At 64.1% G+C, this 17,176-nt stretch carries 16 protein-coding genes, 1 tRNA gene and 1 pseudogene; 6 read left to right on the forward strand and 12 right to left on the reverse strand.

All coding sequences use genetic code 11. The features are described 5' to 3' along the window. Positions 1-165: 165 nt before the first annotated feature. From BG35_RS0101305 to BG35_RS11825, 3 genes are all read right to left on the reverse strand, one after another. Positions 166-1,368: a cysteine desulfurase family protein gene (locus tag BG35_RS0101305; protein ID WP_025781354.1), complete on the reverse strand. Its 1,203-nt coding sequence runs from the start codon at positions 1,366-1,368 to the stop codon at positions 166-168. Beyond that, positions 1,358-2,470 carry a diaminopimelate epimerase gene (dapF, locus tag BG35_RS0101310; protein WP_025781355.1) on the reverse strand — a complete coding sequence of 371 codons (1,113 nt, stop codon included), beginning with the start codon at positions 2,468-2,470 and terminating at the stop codon, positions 1,358-1,360. The genes BG35_RS0101305 and dapF overlap by 11 nt, the downstream gene beginning before the upstream one ends. A gap of 277 nt (positions 2,471-2,747) precedes the next feature. Beyond that, complete coding sequence (locus BG35_RS11825; RefSeq protein WP_152535116.1) at positions 2,748-4,352, reverse strand: hypothetical protein; 1,605 nt, start codon at positions 4,350-4,352, stop codon at positions 2,748-2,750. A gap of 93 nt (positions 4,353-4,445) precedes the next feature. Between BG35_RS11825 and BG35_RS0101320 the strand changes: the two genes are divergently transcribed. Both BG35_RS0101320 and BG35_RS0101325 read left to right on the forward strand, forming a co-directional pair. After that, a tRNA-Leu gene (locus BG35_RS0101320) sits at positions 4,446-4,527 on the forward strand. 31 nt (positions 4,528-4,558) lie between these two features. Next, the gene (locus BG35_RS0101325; RefSeq protein WP_025781357.1) at positions 4,559-5,002 is read left to right on the forward strand and encodes a GIY-YIG nuclease family protein; all 444 of its coding nucleotides are present in this window, start codon (positions 4,559-4,561) and stop codon (positions 5,000-5,002) included. A gap of 108 nt (positions 5,003-5,110) precedes the next feature. Here the strand turns inward: BG35_RS0101325 and BG35_RS0101330 are convergent, their stop codons facing one another. Continuing rightward, on the reverse strand, positions 5,111-6,811 hold the full coding sequence (locus BG35_RS0101330; RefSeq protein ID WP_236619733.1) for a SulP family inorganic anion transporter: 1,701 nt from the start codon (positions 6,809-6,811) through the stop codon (positions 5,111-5,113). A gap of 222 nt (positions 6,812-7,033) precedes the next feature. On the opposite strand from BG35_RS0101330, the pseudogene crtR reads away from it, so the two are divergent. After that, positions 7,034-8,027: pseudogene (gene crtR / locus BG35_RS09745) on the forward strand (beta-carotene hydroxylase). Between the two features lie 150 nt (positions 8,028-8,177). On the opposite strand, the gene trmB reads toward crtR, so the two are convergent. Both trmB and BG35_RS0101345 read right to left on the reverse strand, forming a co-directional pair. Further along, positions 8,178-8,810 (reverse strand): tRNA (guanosine(46)-N7)-methyltransferase TrmB, encoded by a 633-nt coding sequence (trmB, locus tag BG35_RS09750; RefSeq protein WP_051506074.1) that lies wholly within the window; start codon positions 8,808-8,810, stop codon positions 8,178-8,180. 3 nt (positions 8,811-8,813) lie between these two features. Continuing rightward, a complete protein-coding gene (locus BG35_RS0101345) occupies positions 8,814-10,112 on the reverse strand; it encodes an FIST signal transduction protein (RefSeq protein ID WP_051506078.1) in 1,299 nt (432 codons plus the stop codon). A gap of 78 nt (positions 10,113-10,190) precedes the next feature. Between BG35_RS0101345 and BG35_RS0101350 the strand changes: the two genes are divergently transcribed. Then, complete coding sequence (locus BG35_RS0101350) at positions 10,191-10,805, forward strand: DUF3177 family protein (RefSeq protein WP_025781360.1); 615 nt, start codon at positions 10,191-10,193, stop codon at positions 10,803-10,805. Then, a complete protein-coding gene (locus BG35_RS09755) occupies positions 10,795-11,115 on the forward strand; it encodes a DUF7734 family protein (RefSeq protein WP_025781361.1) in 321 nt (106 codons plus the stop codon). Before BG35_RS0101350 ends, BG35_RS09755 begins: the two co-directional genes overlap by 11 nt. A 48-nt stretch (positions 11,116-11,163) precedes the next feature. On the opposite strand, the gene secG is transcribed toward BG35_RS09755, so the two are convergent. Beyond that, a complete protein-coding gene (gene secG, locus BG35_RS13860; RefSeq protein WP_025781362.1) occupies positions 11,164-11,517 on the reverse strand; it encodes a preprotein translocase subunit SecG in 354 nt (117 codons plus the stop codon). A gap of 55 nt (positions 11,518-11,572) precedes the next feature. Beyond that, positions 11,573-13,183: a 2,3-bisphosphoglycerate-independent phosphoglycerate mutase gene (gene gpmI, locus BG35_RS0101365; protein WP_034416421.1), complete on the reverse strand. Its 1,611-nt coding sequence runs from the start codon at positions 13,181-13,183 to the stop codon at positions 11,573-11,575. A 228-nt stretch (positions 13,184-13,411) separates the two neighbouring features. On the opposite strand from gpmI, the gene pyrR reads away from it, so the two are divergent. Next, positions 13,412-13,972 (forward strand): bifunctional pyr operon transcriptional regulator/uracil phosphoribosyltransferase PyrR, encoded by a 561-nt coding sequence (gene pyrR / locus BG35_RS0101370; RefSeq protein ID WP_025781364.1) that lies wholly within the window; start codon positions 13,412-13,414, stop codon positions 13,970-13,972. Positions 13,973-14,005: 33 nt separating this feature from the next. Here pyrR and BG35_RS0101375 read toward each other — a convergent pair whose 3' ends face one another. The 4 genes from BG35_RS0101375 to BG35_RS0101390 all read right to left on the reverse strand — a co-directional run. Then, a complete protein-coding gene (locus BG35_RS0101375) occupies positions 14,006-14,227 on the reverse strand; it encodes a ferredoxin-thioredoxin reductase variable chain (protein WP_025781365.1) in 222 nt (73 codons plus the stop codon). A 121-nt stretch (positions 14,228-14,348) separates the two neighbouring features. Continuing rightward, positions 14,349-15,182: a hypothetical protein gene (locus tag BG35_RS0101380; RefSeq protein WP_025781366.1), complete on the reverse strand. Its 834-nt coding sequence runs from the start codon at positions 15,180-15,182 to the stop codon at positions 14,349-14,351. A 14-nt stretch (positions 15,183-15,196) separates the two neighbouring features. Beyond that, positions 15,197-16,819 carry an Hsp70 family protein gene (locus tag BG35_RS0101385; protein ID WP_025781367.1) on the reverse strand — a complete coding sequence of 541 codons (1,623 nt, stop codon included), beginning with the start codon at positions 16,817-16,819 and terminating at the stop codon, positions 15,197-15,199. A gap of 2 nt (positions 16,820-16,821) precedes the next feature. Next, positions 16,822-17,176 (reverse strand): MBL fold metallo-hydrolase (locus BG35_RS0101390; RefSeq protein ID WP_025781368.1); only part of this gene is annotated, 355 nt, incomplete at its 5' end.

Genomic DNA, 17,176 nt, shown 5'->3' on the forward strand with positions numbered 1-17,176 from the left:
TTAGGGGAGTTGTCAAGTGCATAATGATGTATCTCGCTTGTGAGAAATACTTCTGAGATGGTGTGCCGTGTCTTGCTGTGAAGTGATTTCTTCTGCCTCATCTCAATGCTTTCCCGGTCCGCTGCGGCAGGCTAAAGCCACCCGCCTCCTGCCTCACCTGAGTAGTTAAGTATGTAGGCCCCAGCGCAAGGGGGTGAGACGGCAACAGAGTTGGCGCACCACCTGGGGGAGCGCCCGGAGGCGATCTTCCACCGCGGCGACGTCTCCTTCGCAGAGCCAGGGGCCAAGGCACAGCCGTAACCCACTGCGGGCATGGGCCGGGTTGATTCCCATGGCCAGCAACACCGCGCTGGGCTGGGCCGAGCCGGAGCGGCAGGCGGAACCACTGCTGACGGCATAGCCATGGCGATCCAGGCTGCGCACCACATGGCTGCCCTCCAGAGGTTCGCCCCCCGGTGTGCTCACCAGACAACTGACGTGACCTGGGAGGCGCTCCTCCGGGTGGCCTGTGGGTTCAATGCCCGGCACACTCCAGAGTTGCTCCCGCAGTTGCCGTGTCCACCGTTGCCAGAGGGGATCCGACCGCTGCTCCAGCATCCGTTTCGCCTCCTGGGCCGCCACGCCAAAGCCCACCGCCAGCGGCGCCGCCGGCGTGCCGGCCCGGAGCCCCGACTCCTGTCCCCCCCCCAGGCCCAGGGGCTTCAAGGTGAGACGCGGGTTGCGGATCAAGGCGCCAATCCCCTTGGGGCCGCCAAACTTGTGGGCGGAGACGGTGAGCAGATCCACCCCCAGCTTCCGGGGGTGGAGGGGCGCCTTGCCACAAAGCTGGACCCCGTCGCTGTGGAAGGGAATGCCCCCATGGCTGGCGCAGACGGCGCCCATGGCGGCCAGGGGTTGCAGGCTGCCAACCTCGCTCTGGGCCGCAATGACCGACACCAGTTCCACCGGCCCGTCGTGGAGGCGCTCCAGCAAGCTCCGGCTGCTGAGACGGCCATGGCCATCAGGGCGGAGCAATTCCAGCCGTGTTGCCGCCTGCTGACGGTTGTGCAGAAGGTTTCCCACCGCCGGATGCTCCACCGCCGAGCAGATGGCGGAGCCCCCCGCAGCACCCAGCACCCCATGGATGGCCAGTTGATTGGCCTCGGTGCCTCCACTGGTGAATACCACCCAGTCAGGCGGCACGTCCAGCAGTTGGGCCACGTGCTCCCGCGACCGTTCCAGGGCGAGGCAGGCCTGGCGCCCCTCCTGATGGCGACTGGAGGGATTGCCCCATAGAGTTTCCTGGGCCGCAGCCACCGCAGCTCGTACGGCCCCGCTGGGGGGGGTGGTGGCGCAACCATCCAGATAGAGGCGTGGCTCAGTGGCCACGGCGGTCCCGGTCCGACATGGTTTCAGCAGAAGGGGGGATGGGAGGTCCGCCGCGGCGCTGGGTGCGCTGGGGCAGGGAGTTGGCCGCCAGCTTCAGCATCTCGTCCAGGGAGGTATTGGCCAGAAACGACATGGCCTGGGCATAGGCCGCCGCTTCAGTGTCCGTGGAGGGGGCGTCTTCAGAGGGGGCGTCTTCCGTAGCCTGGTCCACCAGGGGCCGGGCCGGGGGGCTGGTCGGGGACTCCGTTGCCGCCGGGGCAGCCAATGAATCCAACGTCACATGGCCAGTAAAGGTGCGCTGGGCAGGGCCGGTCATGAAGACACGGCGATCATCCCGCCAGTCAATGGTCAAGGGGCCGCCGGGGAGGACCACCTGCGCCTTGCGCTGGCTCAGACCCAGCAGGCGGGCAGCCACCAGTGCGGCACAGGCGCCAGTTCCACAGGCCATGGTGGCGCCCACCCCCCGCTCCCACGTCCTCAGGCGTAACTGCCGATCACCGAGTACCTGAAGGACATGCACGTTGGTGCGGTTGGGAAACGCGGGATGGGTTTCCAGGGCAGGCCCCAGTTGCTCCAGGTCCACCTGGTCCACGTCCCCCACGGGGATCACCACATGGGGATTCCCCATGCTCACGGCGGTCACCTCCAACACCTGACCAGCCACCAGGAGCCGTTCAGCCACCACCTGCCGGGATCCGATCCCCAGGGTTGTGGGAATCGCCGCCGGCTCCAGACGAGGCTCCCCCATGTCCACTGTCACCTCCCCGCGGTCCTGCAGGGTGGTGCGCATGAGCCCTGCCATGGTCTCAATGGCGAGGGTGGCCGGACAGGCTCCCTGCTGTTGATCCGCCACAAAGCGGGCCAGGCAACGGATGCCGTTGCCGCACATCTCCGGCTCGCTGCCATCCCCATTGAAAATGCGCATGCGCAGATCGCCCCCCTGCTGTGGCGGGAGTGCCAGGATCACCCCGTCAGCCCCAATGCCCAGGCGTCGATCACAGAGTTGCCTCACCTGAGTCCCATTGGGGTCCATGGGGGGCCCGGATCGTCCATCCATGATCACGAAGTCGTTGCCGAGACCCTGGTATTTGGCAAACTCCACGGACGCTGCTGCTTTGCCGCCATCCTATGGCAATCCGAGTGCCGCATCAGGAGACCCGAGGGAAGCGGGGAATCCCATCCCGCAATTCCCGCGAAGGTGGGAATCCATGGATCGAGATCACGAACGGATTGAGCAAAGGGGAACATTGCCCACCTCCGAGTAAGCCAGGACCGTTCAGGCGTCCGGTTTCCTCCGGGTCAGGCGGAACCGCCTTGGGGCCGCCAGCCGGTGCAATGCTGTCCGCCCCTTCAAGGCTCATCCCCCGAATCAGCGGGCGTCAGGTCGACCGGATCTCCCAGTTTCTCTCAACGTCATCAAAGCTGCGGACCACCACGTCCTCCTCCTCCTGGGGGAGATTGGCAGAATCATCCCCCGCCGATTGCGCTGGCGCAGTTCCTGAAGCGTCAACCACCTCCTGGGCTGCTCCACCAGCATCAACCATCGCCCCCTCGGACGGTGGAACCCCCGGCTCCCGGGGCTCGGCCTCCGAGGGTTCGCCAGGGTTTTCAAGAACCTCTGGCGCTGGCGCTACATCCACCGGCCCGGCAGCGGCGCCCGTTACATCAGCGGGATCAGGGTTGGCCACCGATTGCTCCTCGTGCGCCTCTTCTTCCATAAGCGCGGGAGCGTCTGGCTCTTCAGGGGTAGCCTCCCCAAGCTCCGGCTCCGGCCCATGGCCGTCAGCATCAACCATCGCCCCCTCGGACGGCGGAACCCCCGGCTCCCGGGGATCGGCCTCCGAGGATTCGCCAGGGCTTTCAAGAACCTCTGGCGCTGGCGCTACATCCACCGGCCCGGCAGCGGCGCCCGTTACATCAGCGGGATCAGGGTTGGCCACCGATTGCGCCTCTTCTTCCACAAGCGCGGGAGCGTCTGGCTCTTCAGGGGTAGTCTCCCCAGGCTCCGGCTCCGGCCCATGGCCGTTAGCATTAACCATCTCCCCTTCGGATGGTGGAACCCCCGGCTCCCGGGGCTCGGCTTCCGAGGGTTCGCCAGGGCTTTCAAGAAGCTCTGGCGCTGGCGCTACACCCACCGGCTCGGCAGCGGCGCCCATGATATCAGCGGGATCGCTGTCTCCACCAGCGCCTGGTTGAGCGGATTCCGCGGCAGAGACATTACCAACGGCTGGACCCGAACTTGCCCCCACTTCAGTGGCCGTATCCGGTATCCCAGGCTTGATCTCACCATCCTGGTCCCCCTGGACTCCGTCTGAAGGGTCGGGACGGATCCACTGTTTGCGAACAAGCTTGCGAACAAGTTTGCGAACGGGTTTCCCGGCAGGCTGCCCATCTTGACGCTGTTCTTGAACAGGCCCTTTCTGGCGTGACACCGCACTCCAGGCGGCTGTTGCCGTCCGGGCAGTGGCACTCCAGCCCGTCGTTGCCGTCCGGGCAGTGGCAGCCCAGGCAGCCTTTGCCGCCTGGGCAACAGCAGCAACCAGATCAGCTCCAGCACGACGCCACCGGGGCAGGTGGCGCAGCGCCGACCTCTGGTCCGGGGTGAGGGCCCCCCAGCGTCCTTGCCCCACCTCGGCAGCGAGACGGGCCGTCAGCACCGTGGCAATCAACTCACCGAAGCCGGCGCTGCTGAAGAGAGGCAGGCGATTCAGCAGCAGCAAGGGCGCCAGCCCCGCCAGCACCAGAGACCACAACGCATCCCGGGGACGGGAGAGTTCCGGGAAGGCGGTGGGCAGCAGCAACAGGGGCAAGGCCAGCACCAGCGCCCCATAGCCCAGGACAGGGGCCAGACCGGAAAAAGCCAGGGCCCCATCCAGCAAATCATTCACCGCGTGCTGCCACGTTTCCGGCAGGGCAAGGGGGACAACTCCCCAAAGATCATGTTCAGGGTGTCCGGGAACCATCATCCGCCACGACTGCGCCATGGATTCTGACAGACACGGATTCCCACAGGTTTGCTCAAGGGCGCCGTTCAAGCTCACCGCCTCCTGTTTTAAGTTGTGGATGCCGGTCAACGTGCCCACCTGGCGGAATTGGTAGACGCGCTGGTTTTAGGTACCAGTGACTTCGGTTATGCGGGTTCAAGTCCCGCGGTGGGCACTTCTCTTCATGCACATGCCCATCAGCGCCCATGGGATTTCTTTACATTATCAAGCGCAAGACGCTAACCAAAATTGGCGTCACCGTTGATATCCAGCGGCGCATGAATGAACTCAAGCCCGACACGGTCTGCCAGATTGTGAGCCTACCCAGGGAGAGGGAGCTGGAAAAAAAGTTGCACCGACTGTTTGCAGACAAGCGCCTGCACGGATCGGAGTATTTTTTTCTGAGCTGGGCTGAGCGCAGAAGGGCTTGCAGCCTGGCCCGGCGGGCTGGAAAGACGGTTCGGTTCCCCCGTCAGGCCCCTGCCAGGACCCATTGGACGATGGGCCCCGCTGTGGCCCTGGAGATCTGTGGTTTTGCCCTGGCTGCTGGCGTTGCCGCTGTTTTGATCAGCCAGCCGCGACCGAATGGGCAGCCACGAGAAGCGCCCGTGTCCTTTGCTGCCCCCACAAAAACTTTTGTTTCCGTATGAACCGCAACCACAGCCAGCCTGGGGAAGCGGTTGCATTGGCTTGTGGAAAGTGCGTCGAGGCAGCCGGGGGGGCTGCCTTTTTTCTTGACCACCACTCTCCCGCCCCCCTCAGACGGAGGGTTTGCTGCAAAGTTCCACCGCCTGCCGCAAGGCCGCTTTGCGGCTGATGCTCAGATCTCCCGTGATGCGATCCTGGAGGCTGAGCCGCTCCAGCCGTTCCCGCACCCTCCCTTCCGGCGCGATCAGGAAGACATGACGCCTGGCGCCGGCCGCAGCGTTGAGCATGGACTCAATGGCCAGCGCAGCCGTCACCCCGAGGCGGGCCACGGCGGAAAGATCCAGGATCAGAACCTTGTAATTATGCACCAGAGGCATCCTGTCACTGATGCCTCTGGCGGCCCCGAAGCTGAGGGGGCCGCTGAGGCGGAACACCATGACATGGCCGCCACAGGCATCCAGCAATGCCCTCTCATCCGTCGGCAGATCGGTGTGGGCCGGTGCGTCCTGGGCTTCCATCCCCTCCAACTGGTAGGCCGTGATGCTCTCAACCGTCATGAGATTGGCTACGAAGACCCCCACCAGCACAGCCCAGATCAGATCCCAGAACACCGTCATCAGCAACACCCCGTACATGACCCCTGCGGTTTTGGCGGAGATGCGGTGCGCCCGGAAGAGGAAATTCCAGTCAATGATGTCGATGCCCACCTTGGCCAGGATGCCTGCCAGCAGGGCATTGGGAATCTCGGATATGGGACCGGCCGGCAGGAGAACCAGAAAAAGAAGGACAACGGAATGGATCATTCCGGACAGGGGCGTTCTGCCGCCGGACTGCACGTTGATGACCGTGCGCATGGTGGCGCCAGCGCCCGGCAAGCCGGAGAACAGGCCCGCCAGGCTGTTGCCAATGCCCTGGCCGATGAGCTCACGGTCGGATACATGCTGGGTCTGGGTGAGGCTGTCCGCCACCAGGGAAGTAAGCAGGGAATCAATGGAGCCGAGAACCGCCAGAATCAAACCCGCCTGCACCAGCGCCACCCAGTGGTCCCCCACAACGGGCAGGGCCAGGTGAACCCCCCCCTCGGGAATGGCCCCGATTCGGGGAACCCTCTCACCCCAGTGCAAGGAAATGAGCGTGATGAACACCAGCGCCACCAGGGGCGAGGGCAGACGGAGCCATGGGGGCAGGTATTGAATGGGTTTCGGGGTCAGGAAGACCACGGCGGCGGTCATCACCCCAATGCTTGCTGCCGTCCAGTTGGGGCCGCCGCCTGTGGCGAAGTGCTGGTAAAGCTGGGTGAGGGAGGCTACAACCCCTCCCCTGGTGCTGATGCCCATGAACGGTCCCACTTGCAGCAGCAGGATGATCACCCCCACCCCGGACATGAAGCCCGAGACCACGGAATAGGGCACCAGGGTCACGTAGCGTCCCAGCCGCAACAGGCCAAAAAGGATCTGGAAGAGTCCCCCCAGCACCACAGCCGCCATCACCAGGGGCAACAACTCACCGGCGGCCACGTCCTGGTTGACCCCCAACTCCGCCAGTGTGGCCACCACGCCGGCAACGGCAACGCTCATGGGTCCTGTGGGGCCGGACACCTGGGAGGGCGTACCGCCGAACAGGGCCGCAAAGAACCCCACCACCACAGCCCCATAGAGACCATAGATGGCGCCGCCTTCCCCCAGCGCAGCATTGCCGAAGGCCAGAGCCAGGGGCAGAGCCACCACGGCAGCGGTGACTCCCCCCAACAGGTCTCCACGAAGATTTTCTCGATGAAGACCATGGGGAGCCAGAAATCTCAGGTTGACCACGGGTTGCGCCGGCAAAGAGCCAGGCGAACTGTAGGCGCAGGCATCATTACAAAACCGTTACGTCATCATCACAAAATCAGGTGACAATTGACCCAACAACCGGGCCATATCTCTCTAAAGTGGCCGGGATCCATTGCCCAGGGACCACGGACCCGAAGGGTAAGCCCTGGTAATGCCCCCTCAGTGATCTCTGCCTCGACAGAAGCGCCTGCCAGTGTTGCCGTGGCCGCAGCGCCGGATCACTGCCGCTCCGTGCCGCGCCATTTCCTCAGGCCGCCAAAACCATGGAATCCGACGGTGGGCCTGTTTCTGTGTGGCTACCTGTTGGCAGGATTGACCATCTGGGGATGGTTTGCGGGCAACTGGCCGCTTCCCCTGCTGGTGGCCACGGGATTTCTTGCCCTCCACCTGCAAGGAACCGTTATCCATGACGCTTGTCACCGCGCTGCCCATCCCCACCGCTTCTGGAATGCCTTCATGGGCCATGGGGCCGCCATGCTGCTGGGGTTCAGCTATCCGGTGTTTACGAGGGTTCACCTGGAGCACCATGCCCATGTGAACGACCCGGAGAAGGATCCGGATCACACGGTGTCCACCTTTGGCCCCCTGTGGCTCATTGCGCCGCGCTTCTTCTACCATGAGTACTTCTTCTTCCGTCATCGGCTCTGGCGACGCTACGAGTTGCTGGAATGGGGCATTGCCCGGGGCCTCTTCCTGGTCACTGTGGTGACAGCAGCGCAGCAGGGGATTCCTGCCGTTTGTGTTCAACTGCTGGTTTGCCCCGGCGTTGCTGGTGGGGGTCACCCTGGGGTTGTTTTTCGACTATCTCCCCCATCGCCCCTTCAACGAACGCAACCGCTGGCGCAATGCCCGGATCTATCCCGGCAAGACCATGAACTGGTTGATCATGGGGCAGAACTATCACTTGGTTCACCACCTCTGGCCTTCGATCCCCTGGTTTCACTACAAGCCCGCCTACGAGGCTGTGAAGCCCCTCCTGGATAGGAAGGGCTCACCCCAGCGCCTGGGTATCTACGAGTCGTGTGACGATCTGCTCAATTTCCTCTACGACGTCTTTCTCGGCATTCGCAGCCACAGGCGCAGCCGCAGCCGGCTGCGCAACCTGGCGCGCATTGTACCCAGCCGCTGGGCCTGTCGCCAGTTGCTTCACGTTCTCCACCGCACGGCTGTGACCCCCTTGCCGCGCCGGCCCTAGCCTCAGGACCCATAACCAGAAGATGGGTATGCCCCGGAAGGGTGGACCCCGCTTTCGCGGGACAGAGGAACCAACGTAACCAGCCTGACCCGAGTTCTGGATCAGGAAGCCAAAGGGGAGGGGGAGGGAGCCTGCTGTGGTTGCGGTTGGTCAGGGGGTGATTCGCTGGAAGCAGGCGCGCCAAACGGGCAGTCCTCTGGCCAGGACCAGCCGCTCCCGCTCTGTGGCCACCGGCAGGGGATTCTCCGGCCACCAGTCCGGCGGCTGGCGAACAAAACATCCCCGGGCCTGCACCAGGGTTGCCATCTCCTCCATTAACGGGTACACGTCACTCTGGAGAAACAACAGGGCGCCAGGGGCCATGGCTGCCGCCAGGGTGTTCAGCAAGCTGTCTTGCAGCAGGCGCCGCTTGTGGTGTTTGCGTTTGAACCAGGGGTCGGGAAACTGGATGGTCACCAACTGCAACTGTCCTGGCGGCAACTGACGGGTCAGGGAGGCCAGGCTCACGGTGACGTTGCAGAACAGATAGTGGAGATTGTCCAGTTGCCGCTGTTGCCGCCGGGTCTCGGCCCGCTCCACCAGGGGACGGCGAATCTCCAGGCCAAGGTGATTGCGCTGGGGATGAAGGGCGGCCATCTCCATGAGGAAATGCCCCCGGGCACAGCCAATATCCAGATGGAGTGGCTGGTGGGATTGTGGAAACAGGGCCGTCAGGCTCGGCAGCTCCAGGGGTTGCTGAAAAAAGCGCCCCAGGGGATTGACATGTTGGCGAATGGAGCCCACGGCTCAACCCTTGGATGGTGTCGATGGGGCTGCGGTGGACCGATCCGCTTCTTTGGGGCAAAGGAAACTCCAGCTTGCGGTAAACCCATGGAGATGGGTCACCCCATGGATGGGGCCAATCTCGCCGCTGCAGAACAACCCGCCAATGGGCAGGTGGGGATAGGTGGTCCGGCAGAGGCCGCTGTCCACGTCGGGTTCCCCGTAGAGGCTGCGGCCACGGCCAACGCAGGCAAAGCAGAAGGCTCCCAGGGGGGGCAGCCTTGTCTGACGTTGTTGCTCCAGCAGGTGTTGGAGTTCCGCTCGGGACGTGCGCCCGTCCCGAAGATGAAATTGCAGCCGTTGCCCGACACGGATACTGTCTGCAACGGCAATGGCGCCGTTGCGGGGGTCCACCCCCACGATGGCGCGAACGAGAAAGTCGTCCCCGGACTCCTCTGCCGCCAGGGAGAAGCTGTTGCTGGCCAGGCCAACGAAGAGGGAATGGCGCACCAATTCCCGGTCCGCGGCATCGAGCCGGGCAATCACCTCCTGGAGACAGCCCACCGGCGCCTGGCCGTCCGTTGTTGCCTTCAGCCCGTGGGCCTGGAGCTTGAGCACCACGTTGCGCTTCGCCTCTTTCACCTCAAAGACGGGTCCAACGGGCCGGCATCCCTGGGCCACCACAGCCTGCACGGTCCAGTCCCCACCGATGGCGAGCCCAATGGCGCCCGTACACGGCTTGTCCTGAAACAGCAGGGAACCGCCGGCGCCGCCATGGGGCGCCGCGATTCCCCCCACTTTCGGGACACCGGCAAAGCCGTAGTCCAGACCGCCCAGCAGATCCTTGATTCCACTGCTGCCCGGGTCCACCAGCAACAGCAGGCCGTTGATGGCGTCCCCATGGGACATGCCCGCCAACTGGCGCCATGGTTCCCGGGGGCCATCCAGGTCGGGCAGGTTCCGGAGGTCGATGTGGAAAGACTGGAGCACGGCCCCCGGCAGACGGATGAGGCTGAGCCCCACAGCGGGCTGCTGCTCCAACTCGCAACTCTGGCCCTGGCGATCCACGCCGATCACGCCGCCGCCACAACAGCCCAGCCAGTGGGTGGCCTGAAAACGCCGTTGCAGCAACGGGAGGACACGGGAAAGCTCACTGGCAAAGCTGGTGCTGATGAACACCACCGCCAGATCCGCCGGACCAAACCCCCGCAGGGAAGCTTGCTGGTCCAGGTCCTGGATGGCCTGCTCCAGGGAGGCATCACTGGCAAGAGCGGAGCGCCACTCACCAGACTTTGATTGGCCTCGCTGAAGCCAGGACAACATGGGCCAAACCAACGCGCTCATCAGAGCCTACTCAATCCATAATCGTGGATGACCGTTTTGTTTTCTCTCCTCCACGCAATGGGCGCTACGCTTGTACAACAACTGATCTGGGCGGAATATCGGGCCGCTGTGGTTCTCACAATCGTCCTGCCCCTGGTGTTGCTGGTCTGGGCCACGGTGCGACAGGAGGACGCCATTGGCCGACTCCTGAACCTGTACTGGAAGGTGTCCAGCCTGATGGTCATCACCGTGCTGCTGCTGGCTGGCGCCGAGCGCTGGGCCTTTGCCGTTGCCGTGGCGGCCCATGTGCTCATCCTGGGCAGCCTCTGGTTCTGGGAAGACATCAATGACGAACTGGCGGATCTTCCCCCCTGGCGTGCTCTGCCCCTCACGACGCGAATCTGGCGGTGGAGCCTCACGGTGTTCACCGTGGCGGGCGGTGTCGCCAGTGGGGCCTCCTTGCGCTGCCTGGGCGGTTTCGAGGCCAGTCCCGTTTGCCCCCTCTGGCGGCATCCTCCCGAAGGCTTCAGCCAGTTGCTGGCCAACGGGCTGAACTTTCTCTTTGGCGCCGCCTGGACCCCCGAGGGGGCCAAATGGGCCGGGTGGTTCGGTCTCATCGTTTACGCGGGTTTCTTCCTGTCATGGTTCTGGGTGCGGTGGCGTCGTTTCGGGCGGGTGGCCGGTGGCTTCTGATTCGGACCACCTGCAGCGGCTGGAGGATCTCAGCGCCCGCCACCACAACTGGGTGCTGCGGTGCCGCGGCCAACTGGCCGGTGGAGATCCCTTCGAACTGATCCTGTTCCGCGGCTTCAGCAGCAGCACCAGCCACAGCACCGCAACGGATGCCGATATGCCTCTCCTGGGGGCCGGTGATCGGTTGGAAACCATTGAAATCCTGAAGGCGCCCCTGCAACCGGAGGTCGAGCAGGTGCTACAACCCGCCATGACGCCGGAGACGTTCTGGCAAACCCTCGCCACCGATCAACCACAGGCCGGCCCATAGGCGCCCCCTGGGCCGGGTTGGCCAGACCCGATTCCCCAAGAACGGGACTCAAGGTGCAGGGGCTTGCGCTGGCGCTTCGGGGGGCGCCAGGTCCATATCCACAGGCTCCGTCTCAGCGGATGTGTCCGGGGCGATCGCTGGAGCCACAGATCCATCCTGCCGGGCATCAAATTGCAACCAGCCCGCACTGAGCAGAACGGCCAGCAGCAGAAAGATGGTGACCAGAATCCACGTGACCCGGTTCAGGGTGTTTTCCGCGCTGCGGGTGCTGCTGAACATGCCAGCCGCAGCGCCAACGGCCATGCCCCCCATGCCGTCCCCTTTCGGGCTATGGAGGAGAACGGTAAAGATCAGAACGGCGCCTATGAGAAGCCAGGCGCCGAGCGCAAACGAGTGAAGCAAACGTCGTTGAAGCGAAAGACCGGCACCAGCCTAAACGCCTGACCCGGCCGGCCGCCTAAACATGGAGAGCCTGAACGGTGCGCCCAGGGGCAACGGAACCCGTCCGGGAGGAGGAAACAACAAGACTGCACCCGCCCATGGCTGGCGGGACGGGAATCTGGAGAATGTCCAGGATGGTGGGGGCCAGGTCCGCCAGGGTGCCGTTGTCCCGCAATTCCACAAGGTTGTCGGCGTCGGAGATCTTGCGTTTTCCCCCCTCAAGCAACAGCAACGGGACGGGATTGGTGGTGTGGGCTGTCCAGGGCTTGCCCGTGGGTGACCGCATGGTTTCGGCGTTGCCGTGGTCTGCTGTGATGAGCATGGCGCCCCCGGCCCAATGGGTGGCCTCCGCGATCCGCCCGACACAGGCATCGACCGTTTCAATGGCCTGCACCGCCGCATCCATGATTCCGGTGTGGCCCACCATGTCCGGGTTGGCGTAATTGACCACGATCAGGGAGTAGACACCCTTGGCAATGGCGCTGATGACCCCATCGGTCACGTCCCATGCGGACATGGCTGGCGCCTGGTCGTAGGTGGCCACTTTGGGAGAGGGCACCAGATGGCGGTCTTCTCCGGGCAACGGCCGTTCCTTGCCGCCATTGAAGAAATAGGTCACGTGGGGATATTTTTCCGTTTCGGCAATGCGGAACTGACGAAGCCCATGGTCGGCCACCACGTCCCCCAGCAGATGGTCCAGAGGCTGGGGGGGGAAGGCAACCTCCACCGGCAGACCACGCTCATATTGGGTAAAAGTGACCACGTCCAGGGGGCCGGGCCATGTGGAGCGGGGAAACCCGTTGAAGTCTTCCAACGCCAGGGCGCGGATCATCTGACGCACCCGGTCCGGGCGGAAGTTGAAGCAGATCAACCCGTCTCCCGGCTGCAGAACCTCTTCCCCAAAGCGGTGGGGCTCAAGGAATTCATCGCCAATCCCCTGGGCATAGCTGGCTTCAACAGCAGCCACGGGATTGGAATGATGGTTGCCGTCATCCTCCGTGAGCAGACGGTAGGCCTTGGCGGTGCGTTCCCAGCGGTGATCACGATCCATGGCCCAGTAGCGGCCACAGAGGGTGGTGAGTTGGCCACAGTTGAGGCTGGCCATCAACTGCTGCAAGTTCTTCACATGTCCCAGACCAGCGCAGTCGGCCGTATCGCGTCCATCGGTAACGCCATGGACACAGACCCGGGAAAACCGACGGCTGGCGGCCCAGCGCAGCAACTCCGCCAGGTGGTCCACATGGCTGTGGACGCCCCCGTCGGATAACAGACCAACCAGATGGAGCGTGGCGCCTCGATCCTCAAGCCGCTGGGCCAGAGCGTTGAATCGGGGATTTTGCCGGAAGGAGCCATCCCGGATCCCATGGCCGATGCGCACAAGCTCCTGGCGCACAATCCGCCCCGAACCAATGGTGAGGTGTCCCACCTCGGAATTGCCCATCTGCCCATCCGGCAGACCCACGGCAGACCCACTGGCTTGAATCAGGGTGTGGGGGTGGGTTTGCCAGAGGGCATCCATGTTGGGTGTTCTGGCCACACGGATGGCGTTGTCTGCGGCGCTCTCACGGTGACCCCATCCATCCAGGATCACCAGCACCACCGGCGCTTCCTGGGGTTGACGATCCATGTGAAGCTGGATCCTGACAGGGATGGAATCCTGGCTACCAGTAGTAGTGGGGGCTGCGGTCACCGGTGATTATTCTCCTCGGTTGGGGGATTGGGGAGGGTCGGCTCGGTCGGTTGCTATTGAATTGCTATTGAATGGAGTGGCCCTGGTGGTGAATTGCACAATCATGGGGCCTCCTGGGGGATTTGTCTTGATCCCGGCTCATTAAGTGAGCATTTCCCAATGTTTATGGCGCCAGATCAATCCTTTGTCGTGATTCTTTCGGGTCCGGCGCTGCGCCGCACCATGACCCGCCTGGCCTCCCAGGTGCTGGAGGCGGCCCATGACCCCGGCCAACTGCTCCTGTTGGGGATTCCCAGCCGTGGCGTGCCTTTGGCGAAGGTGTTGGCGGAGGAACTGGGGCGCCTGGCGGGGCAGGTGATTGAAGCCGGCAGTCTGGATCCTACCTTCCATCGGGACGACCTGCGCACGGTGCCCACCAGACTGCCCCAGGCCACGGTCCTGCCGGCGCCCGTTGATGGACGGGAGGTGGTGCTGGTGGACGATGTGCTGTTCACAGGGCGAACAGCCCGGGCCGCCCTTGATGCGCTCCTGGCCTGGGGGAATCCCCGCACGGTGCGGCTGCTGGTCATGGTGGATCGCGGCCATCGGGAACTGCCCCTGCAGGCGGATTTCGTCGGACGCAACGTGCCCACCCGGCGTTGTGAGTTCATTCGCCTGCACCTGCGACCTACGGACCCGGAGGAGGGGGTTCTCCTGCTACCCGAAGCCCCCTCCCCTTCAGGGTAAGGGAGCCCCGCGGTGGGCGCCGCAGACGGCCACTCAGCAGAGTTCCAACTCGTCGGACTGGAAGTGGAAGCGTGTGCGACCAAAAACCACAACCACGGGAAGGGTGGCGCTCAGAGGCTCTCCCTTCTTCCAGGTGTTGATGATCTCTTTCACTTCGCCCTCCTGGCCATGCATGTCAAAAGGCTTCGACCGATGCTTGGGGTGGCTGTAGACAATGATGGATTTCCTGACCCGGACCCGGTCACCCGGCTGCATGGCAATTGTCCATTGAGACTTCAAGGAGTTGATTTTCTCACACACGCCACAGGGGAGCGGGGCAGGCGGGCCGACCTGTTTCAACATTGTCCTTCCCTTGGAGACGGTCTCCGCCACCTTCTCAACGGCGACAGACGCTTTCGGGGCCGTAATCCACCACCACACCGCCCAATTCACGGCAGGCCTGAAGGTAGGCCTGCCATTCATCCGCGCCCCGGGTCAGATGAAGGCGGAGGTGGCGATCCAGATCCTCAGGGGGAACGTCGTGGCGGCCCCTACCGTTGTGGGCATCGCGACCCACACCCTGCCCGCTCAAGGCTTGGGTGGCTGTAACAATTTCGTCCTCGAGTGACTTGGCATGGGTGCGCCACCAGGGGTGATCCAGCCGGTTGATGACGTCAAAGGCTTCCCACCAGCGCCCCGCATCCCTGAACTCCATGGCCTGGTCATGGAGTTGCTGGTTGAGATGCCAGCGGGTCCGCAGGCTTTCGATGAGCATATCCCGATGGGGTTCCTGCCGGTCACTCAGTTCTCCCAGCAGGGCCACTGCCGTGGACAGTTCACCCCGGCGGTAATGCTCCACCGCCCGATCCCGTTGCTGACGCACCCATTCGGAGAGTCGGGATTGATCCGTACCAACCATCTGGGGTGAGTCGACGAGGCGCTCCAGAAGGTCCAGGGCTTGTTGCCGCTGGCCAGCAACCCAATAGTCACTGGCCAGGATGCGCCGGCAACGAGCCAACTGCGTGGCTTCCCCAATCGCCAGGGACCGCAGATCAGCCAGTTGTTCGCCCGAAGCTACGCAGGCGGCGTGGTCTTCGTCTTCTACAGAGCGCTGCAAGCGTTGCGTCAGGTGATACTGCCAACCATGGACCACCGCCTTGAGCACCAGGAGAACCGTGGCCGCCGCCGCCACGAACTGGAGGAGACGTCGCAACAAAGGGAAGCGGTTCATGGTTGGGGGTTGGCTCAGCGCAGTGGGCCAAGATCAAGGGGACCTTCCAATTCTGTACCGAATTTCCCGTGAAGCAGGCTTTTGACCTGCAGATGGAGGTGGCGTTCATCCGTAATGCTGAAGGCCAGCAGCAGGGCGTCTTGCCCAGGTTGGGCCTGCTGCGGCAGGGGCAGGGGCGGGAAGGAGGCGGGCCAGGGGTTCATGCTGGCCGCTGGAGCCTGCTCCTCCAGCAGTTGGGGTTGACCGTCCACAAAAACAACCTCGCGCCGCAGATCGGCGCCGATCTCCGCCAGCACCAGCTCAAGGGCCGGCTGGTTGGCCTGGGCCGGGGCGAGACGAATCTGCAACGGGGATTCCGTCGGCCAGGGCTGACCGGCCCAGTAGAGGGGATGCCAGCAGTAGGCCTGTTGGCGACGGTCCCAGTATCGAAGCGCCACGCCACGGCTCAGCACGTCCCGCACCTGCACGTTGGGGGTCAGGGCCAGGGCGCCATAGGCCACTGCCGTGAGGGGTTGCCGGGCACAGCAGGGAACACCAGGCAGGCGCTGCTCCAGCCAGCGGCGCACCAGGGGCAGACAGCTTGTCCCCCCCACCGGCAGAACGGCGGTCAGGCTTGACAGATCCAACCCTTCCCGGCGGGCGGAACTGGCCACCTGTTTCAAGAGATTATCCAGCAGTCGGATAAAACCCTGCTGCTGCAGGAGACGCTCCAGCGCAGAACGCTTCAGTTGCCAAGACGTCACGCCACCTTCAGCCCCGACCACGTCCACGGTCGCCTGATCATCGGTGCTGAGTTGGCGCTTGAGTTTCTCTGCCGCACGGATCCATGCTTCCGGCAGGGGTCCCGTGGTCCAGGGGGCCATATGGGCGGCAATCCACTGGTCCAGATCACGGCCGCCCACAGCCGCACCCGCTTTCCCCACCACCCGGGCCACCCGCAGATGCTGAGAGGATCGCGCCAGGTCGTTGCCGTTGAAACGGAGAAGCTGAGAAACAGGCTGGGCCTGCCCTTCTCCCCCCTGAATCTGCACAAGGGCCAGATCGCTGGTGCCAGCACCCAGATCCACCACCAGCACATGGCTACCGGGGGGCAAGCCGGAGCCGATGGCCGCCGCCGTGGGTTCATCCACCAGGGCCAGTTCGGGGACAGGGAGTCTGCCGCCATGGTCCAGCAGCCAACGGCGGTAACCGGCAAAGGCATCCACAGGGGCGGTGAGCACCAGCCGCTCCGGCGGCGTTTGCCGCGGAAGAGCCTGCCAGAGATGCTCCAGAAACAAAGCGCCGCCCCGCTCGGCCCGCTCCACCTGCTCGCAACGGGGCCGGGCGCCGATGGAACGCTTGAATTGGCAGTACAACGCAGCCGGGGGTTGGGGAGGCTGGTTCATGGTCTCCAGGAGGCCGGCCTCGATCACCTGACGTCCCACAAGGCAGGTTTGCCGAGGGGAGTTCAGGTGGTCTGTGGCGCAGTCATCGGCGCAATAGAGCAGGGTGGGAATGATCGGCTCATCCCCATGGCTGTAGGCCGGCACGTTCAGCAGCCGGGGCGGCCCGCCAGTAGCTGGCTGATGGGCCACCACCGTGTTGCTGCTCCCCAGATCAATGGCCAGGGAGCCCCCCTGGGCATCCGCTGCATCCATGGTCAGGGTGAATCCAACTCCAGCACATGAACGGCGGCGCCGTCACCCAGCAGGGAACCACTCAGTTCCGTTGTGGACCCTGGACGCTCCACGGCAATTGTGGCAGGGAGGGCCTCAAGAAACGGCTCGATGGTGGCAAGATCACACTCCTCCGGCGGCGTTGCCGTGGCGTATTGCACAGGAATCACCAAGCGGGGCTTGAGGTCATCGACCACCTGGGCCGCCTGGATCCCGTCCATCACCTTGCTGCCCCCGCCAACAGCCAGCACCAGCACGTCCACACCGCTGAGCAGAACCCGTTCCGCGGCCGTGGGGGGCGCCGCGGCGCCCCCCATATGGGCCATGCGCAGGCCTGCC

The sequence above is a fragment of the Candidatus Synechococcus spongiarum SH4 genome (assembly GCF_000586015.1).
Classification (GTDB): domain Bacteria; phylum Cyanobacteriota; class Cyanobacteriia; order PCC-6307; family Cyanobiaceae; genus Synechococcus_B; species Synechococcus_B spongiarum_F.

Excerpts from the sequence above, each read along its gene's own strand:
- gpmI (WP_034416421.1), bottom strand. The coding sequence starts at position 13,183 with ATGGATCGTCAACCCCAGGAAGCGCCGGTGGTGCTGGTGATCCTGGAT.
- BG35_RS0101380 (WP_025781366.1), bottom strand. The coding sequence starts at position 15,182 with ATGAACCGCTTCCCTTTGTTGCGACGTCTCCTCCAGTTCGTGGCGGCG.
- BG35_RS0101345 (WP_051506078.1), bottom strand. The coding sequence starts at position 10,112 with ATGTTGTCCTGGCTTCAGCGAGGCCAATCAAAGTCTGGTGAGTGGCGC.
- BG35_RS0101385 (WP_025781367.1), bottom strand. The coding sequence starts at position 16,819 with ATGGATGCAGCGGATGCCCAGGGGGGCTCCCTGGCCATTGATCTGGGG.
- BG35_RS11825 (WP_152535116.1), bottom strand. The coding sequence starts at position 4,352 with ATGGCGCAGTCGTGGCGGATGATGGTTCCCGGACACCCTGAACATGAT.
- BG35_RS0101325 (WP_025781357.1), top strand. The coding sequence starts at position 4,559 with ATGGGATTTCTTTACATTATCAAGCGCAAGACGCTAACCAAAATTGGC.
- BG35_RS0101350 (WP_025781360.1), top strand. The coding sequence starts at position 10,191 with ATGGGCGCTACGCTTGTACAACAACTGATCTGGGCGGAATATCGGGCC.
- pyrR (WP_025781364.1), top strand. The coding sequence starts at position 13,412 with ATGGCGCCAGATCAATCCTTTGTCGTGATTCTTTCGGGTCCGGCGCTG.
- BG35_RS0101375 (WP_025781365.1), bottom strand. The coding sequence starts at position 14,227 with ATGCAGCCGGGTGACCGGGTCCGGGTCAGGAAATCCATCATTGTCTAC.